This window comes from Sphingomonas sp. NFR04 (assembly GCF_900114095.1).
Taxonomy (GTDB): Bacteria; Pseudomonadota; Alphaproteobacteria; order Sphingomonadales; family Sphingomonadaceae; genus Sphingomonas.
Window position 1 is genome coordinate 735,692 of sequence record NZ_FORV01000001.1, and the last position, 25,104, is coordinate 760,795.

At 66.8% G+C, this 25,104-nt stretch carries 21 protein-coding genes; 12 read left to right on the forward strand and 9 right to left on the reverse strand.

Annotated elements, in window-relative coordinates:
• Positions 1-141 precede the first annotated feature (141 nt).
• The 5 genes from BM009_RS03250 to BM009_RS03270 form a co-directional block, all read right to left on the reverse strand.
• Entirely contained in the window at positions 142-2,415 is a 2,274-nt protein-coding gene (locus BM009_RS03250) for a TonB-dependent receptor (RefSeq protein ID WP_254772129.1), read from the reverse strand.
• A 164-nt stretch (positions 2,416-2,579) separates the two neighbouring features.
• On the reverse strand, positions 2,580-4,958 hold the full coding sequence (locus BM009_RS03255) for a glycoside hydrolase family 31 protein (RefSeq protein ID WP_093293759.1): 2,379 nt from the start codon (positions 4,956-4,958) through the stop codon (positions 2,580-2,582).
• A complete protein-coding gene (locus BM009_RS03260; RefSeq protein WP_093293761.1) occupies positions 4,955-6,211 on the reverse strand; it encodes an MFS transporter in 1,257 nt (418 codons plus the stop codon). The genes BM009_RS03255 and BM009_RS03260 overlap by 4 nt, the downstream gene beginning before the upstream one ends.
• 83 nt (positions 6,212-6,294) lie before the next feature.
• Positions 6,295-7,077: a DeoR/GlpR family DNA-binding transcription regulator gene (locus BM009_RS03265; protein ID WP_093293764.1), complete on the reverse strand. Its 783-nt coding sequence runs from the start codon at positions 7,075-7,077 to the stop codon at positions 6,295-6,297.
• The gene (locus BM009_RS03270; RefSeq protein WP_093293766.1) at positions 7,077-8,603 is read right to left on the reverse strand and encodes a glycerol-3-phosphate dehydrogenase; all 1,527 of its coding nucleotides are present in this window, start codon (positions 8,601-8,603) and stop codon (positions 7,077-7,079) included. The genes BM009_RS03265 and BM009_RS03270 overlap by 1 nt, the downstream gene beginning before the upstream one ends.
• A gap of 114 nt (positions 8,604-8,717) precedes the next feature.
• Between BM009_RS03270 and glpK the strand changes: the two genes are divergently transcribed.
• From glpK to BM009_RS03285, 3 genes are all read left to right on the forward strand, one after another.
• Complete coding sequence (glpK, locus tag BM009_RS03275; protein WP_093294609.1) at positions 8,718-10,202, forward strand: glycerol kinase GlpK; 1,485 nt, start codon at positions 8,718-8,720, stop codon at positions 10,200-10,202.
• Positions 10,203-10,366: 164 nt separating this feature from the next.
• Positions 10,367-10,729, forward strand: a complete 363-nt coding sequence (locus BM009_RS03280; protein ID WP_093293769.1) for an ArsR/SmtB family transcription factor — start codon at positions 10,367-10,369, stop codon at positions 10,727-10,729.
• Positions 10,710-11,195: an SRPBCC domain-containing protein gene (locus BM009_RS03285; protein WP_093293771.1), complete on the forward strand. Its 486-nt coding sequence runs from the start codon at positions 10,710-10,712 to the stop codon at positions 11,193-11,195. Before BM009_RS03280 ends, BM009_RS03285 begins: the two co-directional genes overlap by 20 nt.
• A gap of 128 nt (positions 11,196-11,323) precedes the next feature.
• On the opposite strand, the gene BM009_RS03290 is transcribed toward BM009_RS03285, so the two are convergent.
• The 4 genes from BM009_RS03290 to BM009_RS03305 form a co-directional block, all read right to left on the reverse strand.
• The gene (locus BM009_RS03290) at positions 11,324-12,781 is read right to left on the reverse strand and encodes a carbohydrate porin (RefSeq protein WP_093293774.1); all 1,458 of its coding nucleotides are present in this window, start codon (positions 12,779-12,781) and stop codon (positions 11,324-11,326) included.
• A gap of 167 nt (positions 12,782-12,948) precedes the next feature.
• Positions 12,949-13,974: a helix-turn-helix domain-containing protein gene (locus BM009_RS03295; RefSeq protein WP_217644160.1), complete on the reverse strand. Its 1,026-nt coding sequence runs from the start codon at positions 13,972-13,974 to the stop codon at positions 12,949-12,951.
• A gap of 124 nt (positions 13,975-14,098) precedes the next feature.
• Positions 14,099-15,025: a VOC family protein gene (locus tag BM009_RS03300; RefSeq protein ID WP_254772130.1), complete on the reverse strand. Its 927-nt coding sequence runs from the start codon at positions 15,023-15,025 to the stop codon at positions 14,099-14,101.
• Between the two features lie 67 nt (positions 15,026-15,092).
• Complete coding sequence (locus tag BM009_RS03305) at positions 15,093-16,100, reverse strand: LacI family DNA-binding transcriptional regulator (RefSeq protein ID WP_093293781.1); 1,008 nt, start codon at positions 16,098-16,100, stop codon at positions 15,093-15,095.
• A 174-nt stretch (positions 16,101-16,274) separates the two neighbouring features.
• Here BM009_RS03305 and BM009_RS03310 point away from each other — a divergent pair, with 174 nt between their 5' ends.
• The 9 genes from BM009_RS03310 (at position 16,275) to BM009_RS03350 (ending at position 25,088) form a co-directional block, all read left to right on the forward strand.
• Entirely contained in the window at positions 16,275-17,498 is a 1,224-nt protein-coding gene (locus BM009_RS03310) for an MFS transporter (protein WP_093293783.1), read from the forward strand.
• Positions 17,495-18,559, forward strand: coding sequence for a sugar phosphate isomerase/epimerase family protein (locus tag BM009_RS03315; RefSeq protein ID WP_093293786.1), 1,065 nt, complete (start codon positions 17,495-17,497; stop codon positions 18,557-18,559). The genes BM009_RS03310 and BM009_RS03315 overlap by 4 nt, the downstream gene beginning before the upstream one ends.
• A complete protein-coding gene (locus BM009_RS03320; RefSeq protein WP_093293788.1) occupies positions 18,556-19,701 on the forward strand; it encodes a Gfo/Idh/MocA family protein in 1,146 nt (381 codons plus the stop codon). The genes BM009_RS03315 and BM009_RS03320 overlap by 4 nt, the downstream gene beginning before the upstream one ends.
• Complete coding sequence (locus tag BM009_RS03325; protein ID WP_093293792.1) at positions 19,698-20,060, forward strand: c-type cytochrome; 363 nt, start codon at positions 19,698-19,700, stop codon at positions 20,058-20,060. Before BM009_RS03320 ends, BM009_RS03325 begins: the two co-directional genes overlap by 4 nt.
• Positions 20,057-20,959 carry a hydroxypyruvate isomerase family protein gene (locus tag BM009_RS03330; protein ID WP_093293794.1) on the forward strand — a complete coding sequence of 301 codons (903 nt, stop codon included), beginning with the start codon at positions 20,057-20,059 and terminating at the stop codon, positions 20,957-20,959. The genes BM009_RS03325 and BM009_RS03330 overlap by 4 nt, the downstream gene beginning before the upstream one ends.
• A 190-nt stretch (positions 20,960-21,149) precedes the next feature.
• Entirely contained in the window at positions 21,150-21,980 is an 831-nt protein-coding gene (locus BM009_RS03335; RefSeq protein WP_093293797.1) for a 3-keto-disaccharide hydrolase, read from the forward strand.
• The gene (locus BM009_RS03340) at positions 21,977-22,540 is read left to right on the forward strand and encodes a gluconate 2-dehydrogenase subunit 3 family protein (protein WP_093293799.1); all 564 of its coding nucleotides are present in this window, start codon (positions 21,977-21,979) and stop codon (positions 22,538-22,540) included. Before BM009_RS03335 ends, BM009_RS03340 begins: the two co-directional genes overlap by 4 nt.
• Positions 22,537-23,382 (forward strand): sugar phosphate isomerase/epimerase family protein, encoded by an 846-nt coding sequence (locus tag BM009_RS03345; protein WP_093293802.1) that lies wholly within the window; start codon positions 22,537-22,539, stop codon positions 23,380-23,382. The genes BM009_RS03340 and BM009_RS03345 overlap by 4 nt, the downstream gene beginning before the upstream one ends.
• Positions 23,383-23,414: 32 nt before the next feature.
• A complete protein-coding gene (locus BM009_RS03350) occupies positions 23,415-25,088 on the forward strand; it encodes a GMC family oxidoreductase (RefSeq protein ID WP_093293804.1) in 1,674 nt (557 codons plus the stop codon).
• Positions 25,089-25,104 lie beyond the last annotated feature (16 nt).

Below are 25,104 nucleotides of genomic sequence, written 5' to 3' on the forward strand. Positions count from 1 at the left end.
TTGGGAATTATCCCGGACCTTTGCCAACATCGAAAGCTCATGTTGCTTCAAAGCCACAATTGAGCAAACGATTGCATTTGGGCGTAAAAAAGGGCGGAAGCAACGCTTCCGCCCTCGACTAGCACCTGGCGAAAAGAATGATCAGTAATTCAGGCCGAACCGGACACCGGCATACCGACGGAAGTCGCGTGGTAGCACCGCTTGCGTCGCGATCACGTTTGCGCTTCCCGAAACGGGCGCGATGTTGAAGTTGCCTGCGGAATTGACCACGGAGCCGTAGTACTGCTTGTCAAACAGGTTGCTGACGAAAACCGTCGCCTCCCACGCCCGCTTGTGGTCCCGAACGCCTGCGCTCAGATTGAAGATGCTGTAGGCGGGCTGGAATTGTTCCGGGTCGCGTGCTGCGAAATAGACGCTGCCCTGATATTGCCAGCTACCCTGCAGGACGCCGTTGAGCTTCTCGGTGATCGCCGGTGCGTACTCGATGCTCGCCGACGCCTTCCATTCGGGGGACTGCACGGCGCGGGTGCCGGTCAGGACCTGATAGCCGGTGACACCCTTCGGGATGCAGCCGGCTGCAAGCGTCTGACGCGGATAGCACGGTGCCGCCGGGAAGGACGTGTAGGTGGCATCAAGGTACGTCGCCGCGCCGCTGATCGTCAGATCGCGCGTCACACGTACCGCACTTTCGAACTCCAGGCCCTTGGTGTTGAGGCCGCCGACATTGGTCAGGCGGAAGTTCGCCGTACCGTCCGGCAGCGGCTCCAGCGTCTGTGCCTGCAGGTTCTTGTAGTTGGTATCGAAATAGGTGACGTTGAAGGTCATGTGGCGATCGAAGAACTGGGTGCGGATACCGAACTCCTTGTCCTTCGACGTCTCCGGCTTGATCGGGCCAGCATTGGCGCGGAGCTGGTTGAAGCCGGTGGTCAGATCGTAGGTCTGGCCCTTGTAGCCGGTCGCATAGCTGCCGAACACCATGACGTCCCGGGTCGCCTGATATTGCAGACCCAAACGATAGGTGGTCGCGTTGTCGCTGGCGTGGCCGTTCCAGCTTCCCTTCGCGCGATTATCGGTAAAGGTATATTGCACGCGCTCATTTTGCGCACGACCGCCGACCGTCGCGGTGAGGTTCTTCACGAACTCCCAGTCGATCTGACCGAAGGCCGCAATCTGGCGCGATCCGGACGTGGCGTACCAGTCTGCCGGAGAGAATGCCGGACCGCGCAGGAACGGCCGCTTGAAGGCAGTGTTCGCATAATAGATGCCGAGCGCGTATCGGAACGCGTCGGTGCCCGGCGACAGCAGGCGGATTTCCTGCGTGAACAGTCGCGACTTGAACGCGCCGATCTGCGTGTTCGTGCCGAAAAGGCCAGGTGCGGACGTGTCGTCATGATCGAGATAGTCGTCGAGGCGGAAACGATCGTACGACGTCAGCCCGAGGATGTTCATCTTGCCGATGTTGACGTCGGTGCGGAGCATCGTGCCCCAGCCCCAATATTTCGTCCGCGAGTCGTAGTTGTTGCTGACGGTCTGGTTGGACGGCCCCACCTGCACGCCGGGCAGCACCACCGCCGGCTTCAGACCAGGCTGGAAACGCAGATAGCCATTGGGATCCAGGCGAATGAACGGACGACCAACCGTCGTGTTACCGTTCAGATAGTTGCCCGAAAGCGTGAAGGTGACGTCCGGCGCCGCCTTCCAGCGCAGCTTGCCGCGGCTGTTGAGGGTTTCGCGTCCATTCACCTGCTTGCCGTTGAACAGGTTCTTAACGTTGCCGTCCCAGTTCGAATAGCTGGCGGAGAAGACATAGCCGAGCGTCTCGCTGATCGGGCCGGTTACGCTGAAGCTGCCACCATATTCGCTGTCGTCGGTGGCGAGCAGGTTCGCCTTGACGTGGAAGTCGTTGGTCGGCTGCGTGGTCATGATCTTGATCAGACCGGCCGAGGCAGCCTTGCCGTACAGCGTGCTCTGCGGGCCGCGCAGCACTTCGATCTGCGCCACATCGGGGAGATCGGTGAAGGCACGCGCCTGAAAGGCGAGCGGCACGCCGTCGACCGTTACCGCAACCGAGGACTCCACACCGATGCCGAACGCGAAGGTACCGACGCCGCGCAACGAGACGTTCGAGTTGACCGGATGCTCGGCCGGGCGGATGGTCAGCGATGGGGCGACCTTGCCGAGATCCTGGAAGTTGCGAACGCCCTGGGCTTCGAGCTGTGCGGGCGTCACCACCTGCACCGCGAGCGGCACGTTCTGGATGTTCTCGAAGCGCTTCTGGGCGGTCGTGGTGACGACGATCTCGCCATCGTCCTGCGCCATCTTGCCGGCGGTCTGGGCCGCGGCGGCCCCTGCGGCGACGGTCGTCGCGGCGGAAGTGTCAACGGTCTGGGTCTGCGCATGCGCACTACCCGCCAAGCATGCAGCAACCAAAGCAGCATGCGCGACCGATACCTGGTAACCTCTCATTAATACTCCCCTTGTCCGGCAGGGTTCTACCCGCAATTCTTTTTTAGACAGCCGGACAATAGGTTCCCCGACACTCCGAGAAATATCGGGGAAACGCGGTATGCAATCGTTTTTTACTTGCTCTTGTGCTCAATCTGTTGCTGCGACGCCACACTGACAGCGCTGCCACGCTCCACGACTAGCGGACGATGATCGTTACTTGGTAGCAACATGGTCACATCTGCGTCGTCCAATTGCGTACCTGTTGGCGTGACGCGAACCACGACCCGGTCCTCCCGCGCCTCGCCCTGGATCTGCCAGCGCACGAGGGCATTGCCGTCCCCGTCCATCGCTTCGCAGGCAAAAGCGCCTTCGCGGGGCGGGAACAGCCACATGCCGCGGCGCGGTGCGCCCGCGCGCCAGCCTCCCTCGGCGAGGTCGACCAGCATCGCCGAGCCCGCCCGGGCGAACAGCGGCGGCGGACCGTCGAGCGGCGCCGCGACGGTCACCCAGGTGCCGCCGGTGAAGGTCTCGCCCGTCCACACATGGGTCCAGTCCGCACCCGCGGGGAGGTAGAGCCGTCGCTCGGTCGCGCCTTGCTCCACCACCGGCGCCGCCAGCACGTCGGTGCCGAGCAGATGCTCGTCGCTTTCCGCCCAGCATTGCGGATCCTGGGGGAACACCGCCCAGGTCGGCAGCACCATCGGCATATAGTCCGAGTGATAGCGGTGGAGCAGGTCGTGGAAGAACGGCACCAGTCGCTGGCGCAGCCGCATCAACGCCTGGATCGCGGACAGCGCCTCCGGGTACATCCAGGGTTCGTTGACGCTGCGATCGTCGTTCCAGCTATGGATGCTGAAGCGCGGCATGAGCACGCCCGCCTGCACCCAACGGACCAACAGCTCGGCATCCGGCGCAGGACCGGCAAAGCCGCCGACATCATGCCCGCTGTTGGACACGCCCGACAGCGCCAGGCCGATCGCCATCCGGGCATTGTAGCGCAGCGTCTTCCATTCGGTGCGATTGTCGCCGGTCCAGGTCTGGGCGTAACGCTGCAGCCCCGCCATGCCCGCGCGGGTGACGACATAGGGCAGTTCGTCCGGCCGCGCCTCGATCTGCGCGCGGCGCGAGGCACGCATCATCAGCAGCGGCTGCACCGGCCGCATCGCCGCGGCAGGCACCGACGTGCCGAAGCCGGCGAAGCGGGCGCGGGCATGCCACACTTCATATTCGTTATTGTCGTTCCAGGTGGAGCGAATGCCGTTGTCGAGCAGCGCCGACTTCACCTGCGCCCGCCACCAGGCGGCGGCGTCCGGGTTGGTGAAGTCGACATAGCTGCCGACCTCGTCCCAGAACTGTGCCTCCACGGGCTGCCCGTCTCCGTCGCTGACGAAGTAGCCCGCCGCCGCGACCTCGTCATAGCGCGGATGGCTGCGCAGCAGCGCAGGCTTGATGTTGGGCACCAGCTCGACGCCGGCGTCCGCATAGCTCGACACGAATGCCTTGGGATCGGGGAACTTGTCGCGATTCCAGTGGAACACGTACCGCTTGTCGCCGATCGAGGTGTAGCCCGAGGACAGATGGAACGAGGTGCAGCCGATGTCATGCTCGGCCAGCTTCTCCAGGAACCCGCCCATCTGCGCCGCCGCATCGGGCGCGTCGGTATAGGTCATGGTCGAGCCCGAATAGCCGAGCGACCAGCGCGGCATCAGCGCTGGGCGGCCGGTCAGCCAGGTGAAGCGCTTGGTCACCGCCAGCGGATCGGGACCGGCGATCATCCACAGATCCACATCGCCGTAATCGGCAACCATGTGCCGGTAGAAGCCGTGGTAATTGTCGAGCTCGCGCCCGAAATCGAAGGCAACGTCGGCCAGCGTGTCGTAGAAGGCGCCGTGGCAACGCCCGGCCTCGTCGGCGACCAGCACATAGGGGATCGACTTGTACTGCGGGTCGCTCGTTTCCGCGTCATAGCCCATCGGGTCGAGATTGGTCAGGCGGAAGCTGCGGCCGGCGCGATTGGCGTCGCCGGTGCGATCGCCCAGGCCGTAGAAGCGCTCGCCCGGGCGGCGCGCGACATAATGGTGCGCCTTGCCGTCCCACCAGCCGAAGTCATAGGCATGGGTCGGGCGATCCTCCGCCATCGGGACCCAGGCATCGCCGTCGCGCTGCTCCCAGCGGCAGTGCAGACCGTGGAGCCGCGCGGTGAGCCGAATGCGATCGGTCTCAAGCACCAGCTGCTCGGCATCGTGGGACAGCCGATAGTCCGGGCAGGTGAAGCCGGACACGTCCATCCGGTCCCGCCCCGGCTCGGCGATGTCTTCCTGCCCGGGCGCGATCGCCCAGCTCGGCGGGCTCGTGACAATGCCGTGCGCAAGCAGCAGCAGCCGCACCATGTCCTGCTCGAGCACGAACAGGTGCGCGACGGCGCCGGTATCGGACTCCAGCGTGATCCGCCCCTGCCCCTCTTCGGCAATCGTGAAGCGCGGGGGATTGGAAAGCGTGGCGCGTCTCATTTCACAGGCTCCGGAAGGCGAAGATGGCGCAGGCCGGCGATCAGCACGACCGCGCCGATAATGTCGAAGACGGAAAGCATGCCGAACAGCGGCGCATAGCCGACCGTATCGGCCAGCTGCCCGATCAGCAGCGAGAACATCAGCCCGCCGACCCAGCCGGCCTGGCCGATAAAGCCGTTGGCCGCGCCGACTTCCTCGGCGGTGAATACGTCGGCCGACAGCGTGTTGATCAGCACCGAGATCATCTGGTGCGCAAAGCCCCCGATGCAGAACAGCGCGATGGCGGTGTAGGGGCTCGCCGCCAGCCCGATGCAGCCCGGCGCGATCATCAGCACTGCCGCCAGCGCAACCCCAGCGACGCGCGAGGCGATCAGCGGCAGGCGGAAGCGCGCGACCAGGAAGGGTGAGAGATAGCCGCCCAGCACCCCGCCCAGATCGGCCGCAAGGAAGGGCAGCCAGGCGAACAGCGCGATCTGCTTGAGGTCCATGCCGCGTTCGGTGGCGAGATAGAGCGGGATCCAGAAGCTGAAGGTCTGCCACGCCGGCTCGGCGAGGAAGCGCGGCACCGCGATGATCCAGAAGCGCGCGGTGCCCAGGATCTCGCGCGCCGAGGCACGACGGTCGAGCGGCTTGGGCCGCCCCTCGGCGATCAGCATGCGCTCGTGATGGGTGATCTTGGGATGGCTGCCGGGGCTGCGGTAGAATACCCACCAGGCGAGCGACCAGAGCAGCCCCACCGCACCCGTGACGACGAACGCCATCCGCCAGTCGGTATAGATCATCACGATCGCGACGACCGGCGGCGCCAGTAGCGCGCCCAGCGACGTACCGGCGTTGAACCAGCCCACCGCCACCGATCGCTCGCGCGCCGGAAACCATTCGGCGATCGCCTTGATGCCCGACGGGATGGCGGCGGATTCGAACATGCCGAGCAGCCCGCGGAAGAACACCAGCCCCAGCCAGCCAGCCGCGAGCGCATGGAGCATGTTGGCGACCGACCAGGCCGCGCCGAACAGCGCGAAGCCCGCGCGCAGCCCGATCCGGTCGACGATCATCCCCGCGATCGGCTGCATCACCGTATAGGCGAGCTGGAAGCCGCCGACGACATAGCTGTACTGCTGCGTCGTCATGTGCAGCACGGTCTTCAGCTCGGGCGCGAGCACGCCCAACGAGTTGCGCGCGAGATAATTGGCAATGGTGCCGGCACAGATCAGCCCGACGATCCACCAGCGAAGATGGGCAATACGCCGCATAAACCTTTCACTGCCCTCTCTGAATGGCTCCGCGGCCATTCTGTTCTTCGTTTCGGCAATCCTGCACGGATTGGCCTGACCAATCAAGCGTCCGTCTGCGTCACCTTGACTTGCCCCGCCGCGCAGGCGGCAGCGATCCCGGGATGTAGGAGGCGATCGGTGACCAAATGATCAACGATTCCGATCTCCGCGATCCGCACCGGCGCCGGCCGCCCGAACTTGGTCTGGTCGGTCGCGAGGATCACGGTGCGGGCCTGTTCGATGATCGTCTGCGAGACGCGCACCTCGTCCATGTCGAAGTCGAGCAGCGTCCCCTCCTCGTCGATCGCCGAGGCCCCGATCAGCGCGTAATCGAGCTTGAAGCCGCGCAGGAAATCCATCGCCAGCGCGCCCACCACCGCGCGGTCGCTGGCGCGTACCCGCCCGCCGACGACCACCACCTCAATGGTCGGCACGCCGCCGAGGATGTCGGCGACGTTGAGATTGTTGGTCACCACCAGCAAATGGCGGTGCTGGACCAGCGCGCGGGCGATCGCCTCGGTCGTCGTGCCGATATTGATGAACAGGCTGGCGCCGTCTGGCACCAAAGCCGCCGCCGCCGTGCCGATCGCCGCCTTGGCCTCGGCGGCCACCTGCCGCCGCGCCTCGCGATCGAGATTGTCGACGCCCGAGGTCACCACCGCGCCGCCATGCACGCGCGACAGCATCGCCTGCTTGGCAAGCTGGTTCAGGTCTCGGCGGATCGTCTGCGGCGTCACTTCCAGCGCGGTCGCCAGCGCCTCGACGCTAACGCTGCCGGTGCGGCGGGCGAGGTCGAGGATGCGCGCGTGGCGGCCGGCGACCAGATCGGGCAGGTCTTCGGCCATCAGGCCGATCGCGCCATCCGCCGGGGCTCGCCGCCAAGATATTCGGCGAGCCGCTCGGCGGTGCCCGGCGGCACGTGCAGCCCCAGCTTGCTGCGGCGGTAGAGGATGTCCTCGGCGGTCACCGCCCATTCCTGGGCCCGCAGATAGTCGACTTCGCGGAACGTCAGCCCGCCGCCGAGATCGGTGCCCAGATCGAACATCGTCATCGCGTCGCCGAGCAGCGCGTCGACCCGCGTGCCATAGGCGCGGGCAAGCCGGCGGAGCAGGTCGGCCGGCAGGCCCGGGCGCGCATGCTGGAGATTGGCGACGAAGCGGTCGAAGTCGCCTTCGGGCAGGTCGCCGCCGGGCAGCACCGCGCCTGCGGTCCAGGCTTGCCCTGCCTCCGGGAAGAAGCGCGCCAGTTCGGCCATCGCGTGCTCGGCCAGCTTGCGATAGGTGGTGATCTTGCCGCCGAAGATGCTGAGCATCGGCGCGCGATCGTCGTCGCCGTCCAGGTCGAGCACATAGTCGCGCGTCACCGCCGAGGCGTTGCCCGCCTTGTCGTCATAGAGCGGGCGAATGCCGGCATAGCTCCACACCACGTCCTTCTCGGACGGCGGATCGTCGAAATAGCGCGCGGCGGTATCGAGAAGATAGCGGGTTTCCTCCACGCTGATCTGCGCCTTGCCCGGCGCGCCTTCCCACACTTGGTCGGTGGTGCCGATCAGCGTGTACTTGCCCTCATAGGGCACGGTGAACACGATCCGGCGATCCGGGTTCTGCAACATGAAGGCATGGTCGCCCGGATAGAGCTTCGGCACGACGAGATGGCTGCCCTTGACCAGCCGCAACCCGCGATCGGCGACCACGTCCGGCACGCGGCCCAGCACGTCCGCCACCCAAGGGCCCGCGGCGTTGACCAGCGCCCTGGCACGCACCGTGCGCTCGCCCGCATCATCGGCGATGGTCGCGATCCATTCGCCGCCCTCGCGGCGGGCCCCGTGCAGCGCGGTGCGGGTGCGGATGTCCGCGCCCTTCTCCGCCGCGTCCATCGCGTTGAGCACCACCAGCCGGCTGTCTTCCACCCAGCAGTCCGAATAGACGAAGGCCTTGCCCTTCATGGTCTTCAGCCCGCGCCCGAACGGCGTGCGGGCGAGGTCGATTGTGTCGGTGCCGGGCAGCTTCTTGCGGCCGCCGAGATGGTCGTAGAGGAACAGCCCCAGCCGCACCATCCAGGCGGGCCGCGGCGACTGGGTCTGCGGCAGCACGAAGCGGAGCGGCCAGATGATGTGCGGCGCCATGCCCCAAAGCCGCTCGCGCTCGATCAGCGCTTCGCGCACCAGGCGGAACTCGCCATATTCGAGATAGCGCAGGCCGCCATGGATCAGCTTGGTCGAGGCCGAGGAGGTGTGGCTGGCGAGGTCTTCCTTCTCGACCAGCAGCACCGACAGGCCGCGTCCCGCGGCGTCGCGGGCGATGCCGGCACCGTTGATGCCGCCGCCGACCACCAGCATATCGAAACGCTCGTCGGAATGTGCGGCCGCCATGCTTCGCCTCATGTTCGCTATTGTTCGTTTATAGCACCAAGCGAACATAAACGAAAGCGTTGACGCGCGAACGAAAATCTACGAGCGTCCGAGCGAACATTGGGAGGGGCTTTGGTGGACCGGAATCACATTCTCGCGATCGATCAGGGCACCACCTCGACGCGCAGCGTGATCTTCGATTCGGCGGGCCGCCGCGTCGCCACCGCGCAGACCGAGTTCGAGCAGCATTATCCCGACCAGGGCTGGGTTGAGCATGATCCCGAGACGATCTGGCACGATGCGCTGACCACCGCGCGCGAGGCGTTGCTCAAGAGCGGCGTCGGCGTGGCCAGCATCGCCGCGATCGGCATCACCAACCAGCGCGAGACGACGCTCGTCTGGGACCGCGCCACCGGCACGCCGATCCACCGCGCGATCGTCTGGCAGGACCGCCGCACCGCCGATCGCTGTGCCGAGCTCAAGGCCGAGGGTGTCGAGGCCGAGGTGCGGGCGCGTACCGGGCTGCTGGTCGATCCCTATTTCTCGGCGACCAAGCTCGGCTGGATCCTCGATCATGTGCCGGGTGCGCGGGCGCGGGCGGAGCGCGGCGAACTCGCCTTCGGCACGATCGACAGCTTCCTGCTCTGGCGGCTCACCAGGGGCGCGGTACACGCGACCGACGTGACCAATGCCTCGCGCACCTCGCTGTTCAATATCCACAGGGGCGAGTGGGACGCCGAGCTGTGCCGGCTCTTCGGCATTCCGATGGCGCTGCTCCCCGCGGTGCACGACAATGCCCATGTCTATGGGATGACCGATCCCGAATGGTTCGGCCTGCCGATCCCGATCGCGGGCATGGCGGGGGACCAGCAGGCGGCGCTGTTCGGCCAATGCTGCTTCGCGCCGGGCACTGCCAAGTCGACCTATGGCACCGGCTGCTTCCTGCTGCTCAACACCGGCGACAAGGCGGTGACGTCCGAACACCGGATGCTGACCACCCCCGCCTATCGCATCAACGGCCGGACCGCCTATGCGCTGGAAGGCTCGATCTTCGTCGCGGGGGCGGCGATCAAATGGCTGCGCGACGGTATCGGGGTGATCACCCATGCCCGCCAGACCAACGACATGGCGACGCGGGTGTCGGACAGTCACGGCGTCTACATGGTGCCAGCGTTCGTCGGCCTCGGCGCGCCGCACTGGGATCCCGAGGCGCGCGGCGCGATCTTCGGGCTGACGCTCAGCGCCACGCAAGCGCACCTTGCCCGTGCCGCGCTGGAGGCGGTGGCCTATCAGACCTACGATCTCGTTGCCGCGATGGTGCAGGATGGCGGCGTGCGACCGGCGATGCTGCGCGTCGACGGCGGCATGGCGGCGAACGACTGGCTGTGCCGGTTCCTCGCCGATGTGCTGGATGTCGCGGTGGAGCGGCCGGACGACCTGGAGACGACCGCGCGCGGCGCCGCCTTCCATGCCGGGCTGGCGGTGGGGCTGTGGTCCGGGCTCGACGAGCTCTCGGCGATCTGGTCGCGCCAGGCGTGCTTCGAGCCGGCGATGGAGGCGGGGCATCGCACGACGTTGCTGGCCGGGTGGCATGACGCCTTGCGGCGGACGCTGGGGTGACCACAACTTTAGCCCCTCCTCCTGGGAGGAGGGGTTGGGGGTGGAGGGATTCCAGAACAGAGGTTGGTCTCGGTGAGACCCTGCCCCACCCCAACCCCTCCCCTGAAGGGGAGGGGCTTGAATGCACTTGCCTCTTCGCCAAAATCCACGTAACACTGAACCACATGGTTCAGTATAGCAGCGCTGCGCTGGATGCATCGTTCGCCGCGCTCTCCGATGCTACCCGCCGTGGCATACTGGAGCGGCTCGGGCGGCAGGAAAGCTCGGTCTCGGCGCTCGCCGATGCGTTCGACATGACCCTCACGGGCATGAAGAAGCATCTCGGCGTGCTGGAACAGGCGGGCCTCGTCACCACCGAGAAGGTCGGGCGGGTGCGGACCTGCCGGCTGGGCGGCCGGGGCCTGCGGGGCGAGGCCGCCTGGATCGACGGCGTGCAGCAACTTTGGGATGCGCGGTTCGACGCGCTGGACGGACTCGTAGAGGAACTCAAACGCAAGGAGCAGTCGGATGGGCCTGAGCATGCATGACGCCGCATCGTCGCGGACCAAGGTGGAGCGTACCTCGGACGTGGACATGGTGGTCCGGCGAAGCTTCGACGCCCCCGCGCGCCTCGTCTTCCGGGCGTGGAGCGATGCCGAGCTGTTCCGCCGCTGGTGGGTGCCGGCATCCGCGCCCGTCCGCCTGCGCACCTGCGAGATGGATGTGCGCACCGGCGGCAGCTACCGGCTCGAATTCGGCGCGGACGAAGGGCCGGTGCACGCCTTTTTCGGCCGCTATGTCGAGGTGGTGCCGAACGAGAAGATCGTCTGGACCAACGAGGAAAGCACCGACGGCGCGCTGACCACCGTCACCTTCAAGGAGGCCGACGGCAAGACGCTGGTCACCTATCACGACCGGCATGGCTCGAAGGAAGCGCTCGATGAAGCGTTCGAGGGGATGGAAGGCGGCATTGCCGAGCAGTTCGAGCAGCTCGCGGCGGTGGTGGAGGGGTGACAGGACTTAAGCCCCTCCTCCTTGGAGGAGGGGTTGGGGGTGGAGGGATTCCAGAACAGAGGTTTGTCTCGGTGAGACACAGCCCCCACCCCAACCCCTCCCCTGAAGGGGAGGGGCTTAGTTTCGGCTCACAACGTCAGCGCGAACTTCAGGCCGAGCACGCCGACATCCTTGGCGTTCTTCACCCCGCCCGGCTGGTGGATCCACTGGACGTTGGGCTGCACCACCAGCCACTCGGTCGGCGAGACGCTGTAGTAGAGCTCCGCCGCATATTCCGCATCGCGCGCCGGCTTGCCTGCGAGGCGATCCGCGGTGTCGATCCGCCCGTTCACATTGGTCCGCGCGACCGCCAGGCCGATCACGTCGCCCGGCAGGCTCGGCGCGAGCCCCTTGTAGAACAGCCCCACCGATACCTGGTTGTCGGTCAGCGAGGTCGCGCGATCCGCGAAGGTGACGTTGGCGAACATGCTGAAACCGGTCAGCGAGCGGCCATCCTTCGAGGCACCGGTCAGCTGCTGCTGGACGCTGGCGAACACGCCGTAGCGGCTCGAATGCTGGAGCGGCGCAAGCCCCGTCACCGCGCGCGGCTGACGGTTGATGTCGAGCACCAGGTCGTCGCCATCGGCGGTGGAGACCCAGCCGCCCAGCTTGTACGAGCCGACATGGCCCTTGTCGCCACCGCGTGTCCAGCCGATCTCGGCGGGGAGCAGCACGCCGGTCGCGCCCTTGAAATGGCCGATGAAGAAGGTGTTCTCCAGGTTCCGCGGGTTCACCTCATAGGCGCCGCCCTGCACATAGACGCCGGGCGCCACGTCGACATGGACGTTCGCGCCCCATTGGCTGACCGGCCAATTATACCAGTAATCGCCGACGAGATTGCCCGGCTGCGCGCCGCAGAAGCTGAGATTCTGGAAGTGGCAGGAGAAGACGGCGAAGTCCTCGCCCGGATTGGTGCGGCCCAGCTTCACTTCCACCTTGTCGCCCAGCTTCTGCTGGAGCCACAGCTGCGTCACGCGCACCGTCTGGCCGCGGCCATAGACTTCCTGCACCTGCTGCAGCGCGCCAAGGCCCGCGGTGGTGGTAAGATCGATGCCGCGCCGCCAGGTGACGGTGCCCTGCAGCGCCGCCCCGCTCCAGCCGACCAGCTTGTCGAGATCGAGCAGCGCGCCGAAGTCGAACTGGCCGGTCTCGGCCACCAGGTTGCGATCGCCGCCGGTGAAATTGTACGCCGTTTCCGAAGCATAGCGCGCTGACAGGCCGATGCCGCGCTCGCCCATGCGGGTGCGGATGTCCTGCCAATCGCCAATCAGCCCCGGCGGCGGCGAACTCTGGGTGTCACCGGCCAGCGACGAAGGCGAGGGGTCGCGTGGGTGGAGCATGTGGCTGCGCGCGCGGCGCTGGGTATCGGCACGCGGGCCGGAGCCGGCATCCGCCTGCGTCGCGTCGGGCTTGGGCTTGTTCAACTCGTCGGCCGGCGGCGGCGGCGCGCCCACGTCCACCTGCTGCGCCACGGCGGGCACCGTTGCTCCGAACGCCATGATCGCGAGCAAGGCCCCCTGCCCCACGCGCCAGCTCCCACGCTTCATTTTACATCCTTTTATATCGCGGCGCACCAAAGACCCGAGCGGCCTTTTGGTTGCGTGGCACCACAAGCCCGAGCTTCCGGACTCGCAATTCGGCCCGCATAGGCGATGGAACGCCCTGGCGCATAGGCCTGCCGCGCAGACCTATACCAACGGCTAAGCCCCGCGGGTCAGGCGGGGAGGCGAAGCATCTCCAGCGTGCGGATCCACTGCGGCAGCAGCACGTCGCCTGCCCCGCCCGTTGGCCGTTGCAGCGCCAGCCCGGCACCGGATCGTGCCTCGCTGGGAGTGATCCCGAACGCCGCCTTGAATGCGCGCGAAAAGGTGGACCAGTCGGCAAACCCCCAGCCATAGGCGATTTCGGCGATGGACCTCCCGCGCTGCACCGGATCGCCCAGATCGCTCAACACCCGCTCCAGCCGCTGGCGCCGGATGAAATCGCCGACGCTGCCCAGCGGCGCAAAGATGCGGTAGAGCGAGGCGCGCGACATGCCCATGGCCCGGGCGACCAAGTCCGGCCCCAGCTCCGGATTGGCGAGATTGGCGCGGATGAACCGCTTGATCCGGAACAGCGCCGCCACCGCCACCGCGGCGCGGGGGCCGCCGTCCGGGATAGTGGGCGCGATCAGCCCGCCCATCATCAGTCCCGTCGCGCGCGCCACCGCCAGCGCATCGTCCGCGCCCGCCTGCGGCAGCCGCTCGACCAGCATCCGGGCATGCTCGCCCAGCAGCTGCGCGGCCAGCGTTTCGCGGCGGAGCACCAGCCCGTGCAGCCGGTCGAGCCGCGGCTCGTCGAGGCCGAGCGCGCTGTGGTGCACCACCATGCTGATATTCTCGCAGCCATCGGTGCGGGTGGCGAAGGGGCGAGTCATGTCAGCGACGCAGATGTCGCCGGGGCGCGTCACCGTCGCCTCGCCGTCGTGCAGCCGCACGTCGCCGCCGCGGGTGATGATCTGGACCAGCACCGCCTCGACGCCAGTCCGGGCCACCTTGCGAATATCGCGGTCATAGTGGAACCCCGCGCCCCACATGCGCGAGCGGCCGATCAGCACCGGGCCGGCGTTGAACCCGTCGAGCCCGACGCTGAAATCGCCCGACACCGCCTCGCGCCGCGTGTCGAAGATCGGATCGACCGATTCCGCATAGGCATCGAAGCGCAATTCGGGCGGCGCGTTCGAGAGGGTGAAATAGGGCACGCCGGGCGCCCCCGCCCGTACCCGCAGATTCCGCTGTTCCTCCACCCCCTCCATCTACCTTGCATTTGTAACGCGTGCGTTGCGTTTTGCACAGGATTGCCGTCCCAGGCTTGGACAGAGGGTGTTACGGCTCCGGGCTTTCGGCGGTGAAAGGCGAGCAGCAGGGCGTGCTTGCGGGCTTGAACTCCATCAGCTCCACCCGCGTGCCGTCGGGATCGTAGAAATTGGCCTGCCACTTGCCGTCCAAGCCCATTTGCGGACCGTCGTGCCGCGGGCTCAGCCGGTTCTCGCGGTAGAGCGTCGTCACCGCGGCCTCCATGTTGACCACGCCTAGCGACAAATGGTTGAGCACGCCCAATTGCCGCGCATCGACCTTGTCGGCCGTCACGTCCGAACCTTCGCCCACCATCATATATTCGAGCCAGTCGCGCCCGTCGGGCAGCTGCTGCGAAACCCAGTCAACCTTGTCCGGGTGGAACGCGCCGAACCAATAGGGGCGGAAGCCGAGCAGCGTGCGGTAGAAGCCGTCCTGCCTGGCGCGATCGTGCACCGCATGGCCGACATGGATGATCCGGCCGCTGATCGCGCCCTTCTCCGCCGTGGTGACGCTGCTGCCGGGCTGGACGAACTGGACCTGGTTGCCCTCGGGGTCGCGACCGCCGAACCATTGGTCGCCTCCCTGCCCGTGTTGCACCGGGCTGAGATCGCGGACGCCGTGAGCGCTGAGCCAGGTTCGGAGCCGCGCGGCATCGGCGGTGACGTAGCCGACATGGGCCAGCATGCTGGGGCCATGGTCCTTGGGCGCGGGCAGCACCTCGACGAACTGACGCGGGCTGAAATAATAGCGGACGCCTGCCGCATCCTCCGGATCGGCGCCCTTCCGCGCGCCGAGCACCACCCGATAGAAATGATCGGTCGCCGCCATGTCGGTCGCATAGACGGCAAGGTGCGAGATGCCGATGATCGGCGGTCGCCCTGCGTCCGGCGACGCGGCGCCGATCATCATGGCGGCGATCAGACCGAGCGCGGCAAGCTTGCGGAACATCGGCATCGTGTCTCTCCTGGGAGGCGATGCTTTCGATCGCCTTTCCAGGAGCATAGCACGCGCGCGCTGCCTGTCACCGGGGGTTCGGCGCAGGCCCCGTGCTGGCGCGGAGGATCAGTTCATGGGCGAGCGTCAGCTGCCGCTCGACGGGTTCGGTGCCGCGCAGGATGCCGACCAGCAGCTCGACCGCGCGCCGGCCGATCATCCCCTTGGGCTGGGCGATGGTGGTCAGCGCCGGGTGGAAGAAGCGGGCCAGCGGCAGGTCGTCAAAGCCGATCACCGAGACGTCGCCGGGGCAGGACAGCCCCGCCGCCCCCACCGCGCTGATCGCGCCCAGCGCCATCTCGTCGCTGAAGCAGAACAGCGCGGTGACGCCCTCCGCGAGCAGCGCCCGCGCCGCGCGGTGGGCCGAATCGGCACCGTAATCGCCTTCGCGCAGGTGCAGCCGGTCCTTGAGGCCGTGGCGATCGGCGGCGCGCAGCACACCGGCCAGGCGATCCCGGCTGATCGGGCTGATCGGCGGCCCGGTGATGATGCCGATCTCGCGATGGCCGAGCTCGACCAGATGCTCGATCGCATCGGCGCTGCCGGCGGCATTGTCGATATGCACGCTCGGCACGCCGATCTCCGGGCTATATTCGCAGCCATTGACGATCGGCGCCGAGGCACCCTGCCGCGCGACCAGTGCCTCCAGGCTGGCAGGCAACCGGTGTCCGAGAAACACCAGCCCGTCGACTTCGCGCCGCGACAGCATCTCGGCGTACTGGTCCTCGACTTCGGGATCGTGCCGCGTGTCGCCCAGCACCACCGCATAGCCCGCGTCGCGCGCCGCTTCCTCGGCGCCGCGGATGACGCTGGCGAAGAAGGGATTGGAGATGTCCGGCACGGTTAGCAGGATCTTGGCGGCACGCAGCGTGCGCAGCGTCCGCGCCGCGACATTGGGCCGGTAATCGAGCGCCTCGACCACCTCCATCACCCGCGCCCGCGTCGCGTCCGCCACCCGCCCCGGCTGGCTGAGCACGCGCGATACCGTGGCGGTGGAAACGCCTGCGGCTGCGGCGACTTCGATAATCGTAGCCATGCAGATATCTTTGTAGCGTGCGACGCGCCGTGTCGAGCCCCGCGAATGTAATCCTTTACATCGTATCCGGCTCTGCATAGGCTGCGATTCGAACAGCGGCACAGCCGCGCAAGTCGAGCATCGGCAAAGCCGCACGGGGAGAGGAAGCGCATGGTCGCTGCTGGAGGGATCACCATGAACAGTACGCAGCCCGTATCGGGATTGCTCACCGGGCGGCTCAGCGCCTTGATGTTCATGCAGTTCTTCGTCTGGGGCGCGTGGAACGTCACGCTGGGTCTGGTGATGCAGACCGTCGGCGTCGGCAGCCTGATCGCCAACGCCTTTTCGGTCGGGCCGATCGCCTCGATCGTCGGCTCGTTCCTGCTCGGCATGGCGGCGGCGCGGTTCCTCAGCCCCAAGATGCTGATGGTGGTGCTCCACCTCGTCGGCGGCGTGCTGCTCTTCGTCCTGCCCCGGCTGCTCACCCCCGAGCATGGCGCCAGCTTCGTTTGGCTGCTGCTCGGCTACATGATCCTCTACATGCCGACGGTGGGTCTGGCGAACACGATCGCGCTCAAGAGCTTCGGCGAGCGGGTCGATCGCTTCCCCTTCGTCCGCGCCTTCGGCACGCTGGGCTGGATCGTCGCCGGGCTGATCATCGGCTGGGCGGGTCTTTCCGCCAGCCCGCATATCTTCGAAGTGGCGGGCGTGGTCTCGCTCGCGCTCGGCCTCTACAGCATCACCCTGCCCAATGTTCAGCCCGATGCGCCGCAGGGCAAGAGCCTGGTTGCGGAGGTGTTCTGCACCGAAGCCTTCGGCCTGATGCGCAACCGCTCCTTCCTGATCTTCATCCTTTGCGCGACGCTGATCTCGATCCCGCTGGCGATGTATTATGCCTATGCCTCGCCCTATGTCGGCGCGGCGGGGATCGAGAATGTCGGTGGCACGCTGGCGATCGGCCAGATGTCCGAACTGGTCTTCATGTTCTCGATGCCGTGGCTGTATCGCCGCTTTGGGGTGAAGCCGCTGCTGCTCGTCGGCATGGTCGCCTGGGCGCTGCGCTATGCCCTGTTCGCGATCGGCGACGGCGCCGCGGGGATCTGGGCGATCTATCTCGGCGTCGCATTGCACGGCGTGTGCTACGACTTCTTCTTCGTCGCCGGCGCGATCTACACCGGCACCATCGCTACCCCCAAGGGCGTCAACGCCCAGGCGCAGGGCATGCTGACGCTGTTCACCTACGGCGTGGGCATGCTGCTCGGCTCGCAGATCGGCGGGCTGCTCTATGCGCAGCTGCCGGCGAACGCGACCGTCGCCGACTGGCACCATCTCTGGTGGTATCCGGCGATCGCCGCGGCGGTGATCGCTTTGCTCTTCCAGTTGACCTTCAAGAACAATCGTAACGAGGTGCAGGCATGACCGCGATGCAGGGTCCGGGCATCTTCCTCGCCCAGTTTCTCGGCGACACCGCGCCGTTCGACACGCTCGACCACATGGCCGAATGGGCCGCAGGCCTCGGCTATGCAGGCGTGCAGATCCCGTGCGATCCGCGGCTGATCGACCTCAAACAGGCTGCCGAGAGTCAGGCCTATTGCGACGATCTCCGCGCCCGGCTCGACAAGTTCGGCATCCAGCCGACCGAGCTTTCGACCCACCTGCATGGCCAGCTGGTCGCGGTGCATCCCGCCTATGACACGCTGTTCGACGGCTTCGCGCCGGCCGAGCTGCACGGCAAGCCCGCCGAGCGCCAGGCCTGGGCCGTCGAGCAGGTCAAGCTCGCCGCCCGCGCCAGCGGCCGGCTGGGGCTGAAGGCGCACGCCACCTTCTCGGGGGCGCTCGCCTGGCCCTATGTCTATCCTTGGCCTCAGCGTCCCGCAGGCCTCGTCGAAGAGGCCTTCGCCGAACTCGCCCGCCGCTGGCTGCCGATCCTCGATGTGTTCGAGGAAGCCGGCGTCGACTGCGCCTTCGAGATCCATCCGGGCGAAGACATCCATGACGGCGCAAGCTGGGAGCGTTTCCTCGAGGCGGTGGGTCACCATCCCCGCGCGCGCATCCTGTTCGATCCGTCGCATTATGTGCTGCAGCAGCTCGACTATCTCGACTTCATCGACCGCTATCACGATCGGATCTCGTGCTTCCATGTGAAGGATGCCGAGTTCAACCCCACCGGGCGCAGCGGCGTCTATGGCGGCTATGAGAGCTGGGTGAACCGCGCCGGCCGCTTCCGCTCGACCGGCGACGGGCAGGTCGATTTCGTCGGCATCTTCAGCAAGCTTGCCCAGTACGGCTATCGCGGCTGGGCCGTGATCGAGTGGGAATGCGCGCTGAAGAACAGCGAGGACGGCGCCCGCGAGGGCGCGCCCTTCATCCGCGACCATATCATCCGCGTCACCGAGCGCGCATTCGACGATTTCGCGTCGAGCGGCGTCGACAAGACCGCCATCCGCAATCTGCTCGGGTTGGGAAGCCGCGACGCATGATCCGGCATCCGCTGAAACTCGGCATGGTCGGCGGCGGCGAAGGCGCGTTTATCGGCGCCGTGCACCGCATGGCGGCGGCGCTGGACGGTGACTGGCGGCTGGCCGCCGGCGCGTTCAGCACCGATGCCGGCAAGAATGCGCGGACCGGCGACCTGCTCGGGCTCGATCCGGCGCGGGTCTATGCGACCTATGACGCCCTGCTCGCCGGCGAAGCGGCGCTGCCGGAAAGCGAGCGCATCGACGCCGTCGCGATCGTCACGCCGAACCATCTCCACGCCCCCGTTGCCATCGCTGCGCTGAACGCCGGCTTCCACGTCTTCTGCGAAAAGCCGATGGCGATGAACAGCGACGAGGCCCGCGCCATCGCCGCCGCCGCGCAGGCGAGCGGCAAGCAGTTCGCCCTCGCCTTCACCTACAGCGGCTATCCGCTGGTCGAGGAGGCGCGCGCCCGCGTCGCCCGCGGCGATTTCGGCGCGATCCGGCTGGTGCAGGTGGAATATATCCAGGGCTGGCTGAGCGGTTCGCTCGACACCGAGGGCAACAAGCAGGCCGAGTGGCGCACCGATCCGGCACGCGCTGGTCTTGGCGGCTGCCTCGGCGATATCGGCACGCACGCCTTCCATCTGGCAGAGCTGGTCTCCGGCCTGCGCGTCGAGACGCTGTCCGCCGAACTCGCGACCCATGTCCCCGGTCGGCGACTGGACGACGATGTCAGCGCGCTGCTCCGCTTCGAGGGCGGCGCGCGCGGTACGCTCAAGGCCACCCAGGTCGCCGCCGGCGAGGAAAACGGCCTGCGCCTGCGCATCCATGGCGAGCGCGGCGGGCTGGAATGGGCGCAGATGGAGCCGAACACGCTCACGCTGCGCTGGCTGGATCGCCCCGCGGAAACGCTCCGCGCCGGCGGGCCCGGCCTGGGCGCGAGCACCATGCCCCTGCTTCGTACACCTGCCGGACATCCGGAAGGCTATATCGAAGCGTTTGCAAACCTTTATCGTGGGTTCGCCAGCCTTCTTCGCGGCGATTCGGCGCAGGTACCGGGTCTCGCGGACGGGCTGCGGACGATGGCCTTTGTCGAGGCGATGATCGCCAATGCGAAGGCCGACACCAAATGGACCGAGATCGTAACCGGAGAGCGTAGATGAAGTTCTGGATGGCACTAGCCGCAACCGCGGCGCTGACGGCGAGCGCGCCCGCCTGGGCGCAGACCGCCCCGCCCGCCTTTGCCGCGTGCAAGGCGTGCCACACCGTGGAGAAGGGCGGCAAGAACGGCGTCGGCCCCAATCTCAACGGCGTGGTCGGCCGTCCGGCGGCGTCTGCGCCCGGCTTCAACTATTCGACCGCGCTCAAGAACTCCAAGCTGACCTGGGACCCGGCGACGCTCGACCAGTTCATCGCCGCGCCGATGAAGAAGGTGCCGGGCACCCGCATGCCGATCGGCATGGCGGATCCGGCCAAGCGCCAGCAGATCATCGCGTACCTCAAGGCGATGGGCGGCAAATGAGCGTGACGCGCCGCACCGTATTGGCCGGCGCGACGGCGATGCCCCTGGTGGCATCCTCGGCGCGCAGCCAGTCGAATGCGGCGCGTTTCTCGCTCCATTTCGCGCCGCACGAGGGCAGCTTCGCCAGCCGGGGCAGTCGTCTGGAGCAGATCGCCTTTGCCGCCGACCAGGGCTTTACCGCCTGGGAGGACAATGAGGCCGCCACCCGTCCGGTCGACGAGCAGGTGGCGATGGCCAAGGCGCTGTCCAGCCGCGGCATGACGATGGGCGTGTTCGTCGCCTCGATGCCCAAATGGGGGCAGTCCCGCCCGATCCTCGGCGCGAACGACGGCGCCGAGCGCGAAGCGTTCCTGGCCGACATCCGCGCCTCGATCGACGTCGCCAAGCGGCTGAACGCCACGCGGATGACGGTGGTGACCGGCTTCCTCGATCCCAAGGTGCCGGTTGACATCCAGACGGCGCGGGTGATCGACCTGATGCGCCGCGCCGGCGATCTCGTCGCCCCGCACGGGATGGCGCTGGTGATGGAGCCGCTCAACACCCGCACCAACCATCCGGGCGTCTACATGCAGAGCATCGCGCAGGGCTATGCCGTGGCGCGCGGGGCGAACAGCCCCGGGGTGAAGATCCTCGCCGACCTGTATCACGAGCAGATCCAGTCCGGGAACCTGATCCCGGTGCTCGACACCTGCTGGAGCGAGATCGGCTATATACAGTTCGGCGACAATCCCGGCCGCAACGAGCCGGGCACCGGCGAAATCAACTTCACGAACATCGTCCGCTGGCTGCGCGAGCGGAAATATGCCGGAACGATCGGCATGGAACATGGCAATTCGGTCAAAGGGCGCGCGGGCGAGGAGCGGCTGATCGCCGCCTATCGCACGATCGACGCCCTGTGAGAGGATAAGGATGGGCTTTCGGGACGACGCCCCACCAAGCAACCTCCGTCATTCCCGCGGAGGCGGGAATCCATTGGCCTGTGCGCTCGGGGAAAGAACCGCAGCACCGGCGCAAATGGATCCCCGCCTCCGCGGGGATGACGGTTTGGATGGGGACGCCCGACGGCCTGAAGAATTCAGGGAGAGAAGCATGACGAGACGCACACAGCTGCTGCTCGCGGGTATGGCGGTGCTTGCCGCGACGCCCGCTGCGGCACAGGAAAAGCCGGGATTCAAGGACACCCCGATCCTGCCGGGCGGCGGGAACTGGCACGTCCATGACTCGGACCGCCCCTACCCGACCGTCGTCACCCCCGCGGCGCAGCCCGGCGGCGCGCCTTCGGACGCGATCGTGCTGTTCGACGGCCGCTCGCTCGACGCCTGGACTGCGCAGCGCAAGCTGTGGCCGATCGCGAACGGCGTGCTCACCGTGCCGACCCGCGCCAGCAGCGGCGGCGAGAATGCGCTGATCACCAAGCAGAATTTCGGCGACGTCCAGCTCCACCTGGAGTTCCGCTCGCCCAACCCGCCGACCAAGAGCTCGCAGGATCGCGGCAATAGCGGCATCTGGTTCATGCAGCGCTACGAGATCCAGATCCTCGACGGCTATCAGAACCCCACTTATGCCGACGGCACGGTGGGCGGCGTCTATGGCTGGAAGCCCCCGCTGGTGAACCCGTCGCGCAAGCCCGGCGAGTGGCAGAGCTACGACGTGGTGTTCGAGCGCCCCCGCTTCGCCGCCGACGGCAAGCTGCTGCGCCCGGCCTATATCACCGCCTTCCTCAACGGCGTGCTGGTGCAGAATCACCAGGCGATGCTCGGCACCACCAACTGGCGCCATGTCGCCGAATATACCGCGCATGCCGATGCCCTGCCGATCCAGCTGCAGGACCATGACTCGCCGGTGTCGTTCCGCAATATCTGGGTGCGCCCGCTGCCGGAAAGCGCGATCGCCCAGGACCTTCCGGGAGACCGCAAATGAACATCGACCGTCGCGCCGCACTGACCGGCGTGCTCGCCCTGTTCGGGGCGGGCGTGTTCGCCCCCATCGCCCGCGCCGCGCAGATGACCGCGACGCAGATGATCCAGGAGGGCCCGCCCAGCGTCGCCGTGTTCACCCCTGCCCAGCGCGCGCTGATGACGGCGCTGAGCGAGCGGGTGATCCCCACCACCGACACCCCGGGCGCGATTTCCGCGGGCGTGCCCGCCTTCATCGAGAAGCTGCTCGCCGACTGGGCGATGCCGGACGATCGCGTGCCGATCGTCGCCGGGCTCGACGCGATCGAGGCGCGCTCCCAGCAGGATTACAAGGTCGCCGCCGCCAAGGCGACGCCTGCGCAGCAGGACGCGCTGCTCACCCTGGCGATGAACGGCCAGATCCCGGGCGGCAAGACCTTCTTCGAGGCGTTCCGTCAGCTGGTGATCACGGGGTATTACACCTCGGAGATCGGCATCACCCAGGAACGCGAATATCTGCCGGTGCCGGGCGAATATAACGGCGCCTTCCCCTATTCCCAGGTCAACAAGGTGTACAGCGCATGATGATCACCCGTCGTACCCTGCTCGCCGGTGCGGGCGGCGTCACTGCCCTCGCGCTGATGGATCGCCTGATCCCGCAGGCCTTCGCCGCGCAGATCCCCGCTGTGGGCATCCAGCTCTACACCGTCCGCGACATTTTCCAGAAGGATCCGGTCGGCACGCTCAATGCGATCGCGAAGATCGGCTATCGCGAGATCGAGTTCGGCGGTGGCGGCTATGACAGCATGGACCCGGCGATGCTCCGCGCCACGATGGACAAGGCCGGCCTGCGCTGCCCCTCGCTGCACATCCCCTATGACTCGCTGCTGGGCCAGTTCGACAAGTCGGTGGCGATGGCGCGCACGCTCGGCGCCAAGACCGTGGTGCTGCCCTACATGAGCGACGAGCATCGCACCGAGGCGGGCTGGAACGCGGCGCTGCCGAACTTCAACAAGTTCGCGCGCGACCTCAAGAAGGCGGGCTTCGACTTCGCCTATCATAACCATGATTTCGAGTTCACCAACAAGCCCGGCGGCGTTAGCCTCTACGACCGATTGCTCAAGGCGACCGACCCCGCGCTGGTGAAGGTGGAGCTCGACCTCTACTGGGCCAAGCGCGCGGGCCAGGACCTGGCCGCGCTGATCGACCGACTCAACAAGCGTCTTTACTCGTACCACGTCAAGGACATGCGCCCCGATGGCAAGATGACCGCGGTGGGCACCGGCACGATCGACTTCGCGGCGCTGTTCAAGCGTCCGTCCAGCGCGCATGTCCGCCACTTCTATGTCGAGAATGACGAGGCGCCCGCGCCCTATCTTCCGGACATCACCACCAGCTTCAAGACACTGCAGACGCTGCGCTTCTAAACCAACAACACTCCCTGGGAGAGGGAAACATCATGGCTGCAACCAACAGGTTCGATGCGATCGTCATCGGCTCCGGCGTAAGCGGCGGCTTCGCCGCGAAGGAACTGACTCAAAAGGGCCTCCGCGTGCTGATGCTCGATCGCGGCCGCATGGTCGAGCATGGCGAGGACTATCCGTATGACGGCAAGCCCGCCTATGAGGTGCCCGCGCACAACATCATGCCCAAGCCGCTGCAGGAACGCGATTATTTCATCGCCAAGCGCGGCTATGTGCAGCCCAGCAACATGGGCTTCTACAATAACGACCGCATGAACCCCTATGCGTTCGACGAGGGCAGCAAATTCTACTGGATCCGCCCCGGCGCGGTGGGCGGCAAGTCGCTGATCTGGGGCCGCTGGAGCTTCCGCTGGGCACCCGAGGATTTCGACGCGAACAAGCGCGAGGGCGTCGATGGCGCCTGGCCGATCGGCTATGACGACATCGCGCCGTGGTACGCCAAGGTCGAGGATTATATCGGCGTCTCCGGCTCGCGCGAGAACCTGCCCTATCTGCCGGACAGCAACTTCCAGCCGCCGATGCCGATGAACATCGCCGAGAAGTGGCTGAAGGAACGGCTGGAGTCCAAATTCCCCGGCCGCAAGCTGATCAACACCCGCCTGTCGAACATGACCGAGGACAAGCCGGACCAGGGCCGCACCAAGTGCCAGTTCCGCAACCAGTGCGGCAATGGCTGCTCGTTCGGCGCCTATTTCTCCACCCAGGCGGTCACCCTCCCCGCCGCGCGCGCGACCGGCAAGCTGACGCTCCAGTCGGATGCAGTGGTGACCAACCTCGAATATGACGCGGCGAAGAAGCGCGTCACCGGCGTCCGCTATGTCGATGCCAAGACGGGCCAGGCGCAGGTGGTGAATGCCGACCTCGTCTTCCTCTGCGCCTCGGCGATGGGATCGAACCAGATCCTGCTCAACTCGCGCGCGCCGGGCAGCGAGCGCAGCCATTTCGACAGCAGCGGCACGCTGGGCCGCTATGTCATGGACCATATCTTCCGCGTCGGCATCGACGGCGAGATCCCGGGCATGACCGACCTGATCGAATATGGCCGGCGACCCGGCGGCGTCTATATCCCCCGCTTCCGCAACATCGGCGGCGAGGAAGGCGTGGGCTTCAAGCGCGGCTATGGCTATCAGGGCAGCGCCTGGCGCCAGCCGGCGGGCCCGGTGGGCTTCGGTGCCGAGATGAAGCACGGCATGCGCCGCTACGGCCCGTGGCGGTTCAGCATGGGGGCGTTCGGCGAGTGCCTGCCCTACAAGGACAACCGCGTCTCGCTCCACCCGAGCAAGGTCGATCGCTTCGGGGTGCCGCTGATGCGCTTCGACGTGACCTTCCGCGAGAATGAGCTGAAGCTGATCGCCGACGCCAAGGTGCAGGGCGAGGCAATGCTGCGCGCCGCGGGCCTGCAGAACGTGACGAGCAACGAAGGCGAGCACGTCCCCGGCGACGCCATCCACGAAATGGGCGGCGCGCGCATGGGCACCGATCCTCGCAATTCGGTGCTCAACGGCTTCAGCCAGGCGCACGACGCGCCGAACCTCTACGTCACCGACGGCGCCCAGATGGCCTCCGCCTCCTGCGTCAACCCGTCGCTGACCTTCATGGCACTCACCATGCGCGCGGCAGACCATGCGGTGAAGCAGCTGCGCGGATAAACCGAGGGAGCGCGCC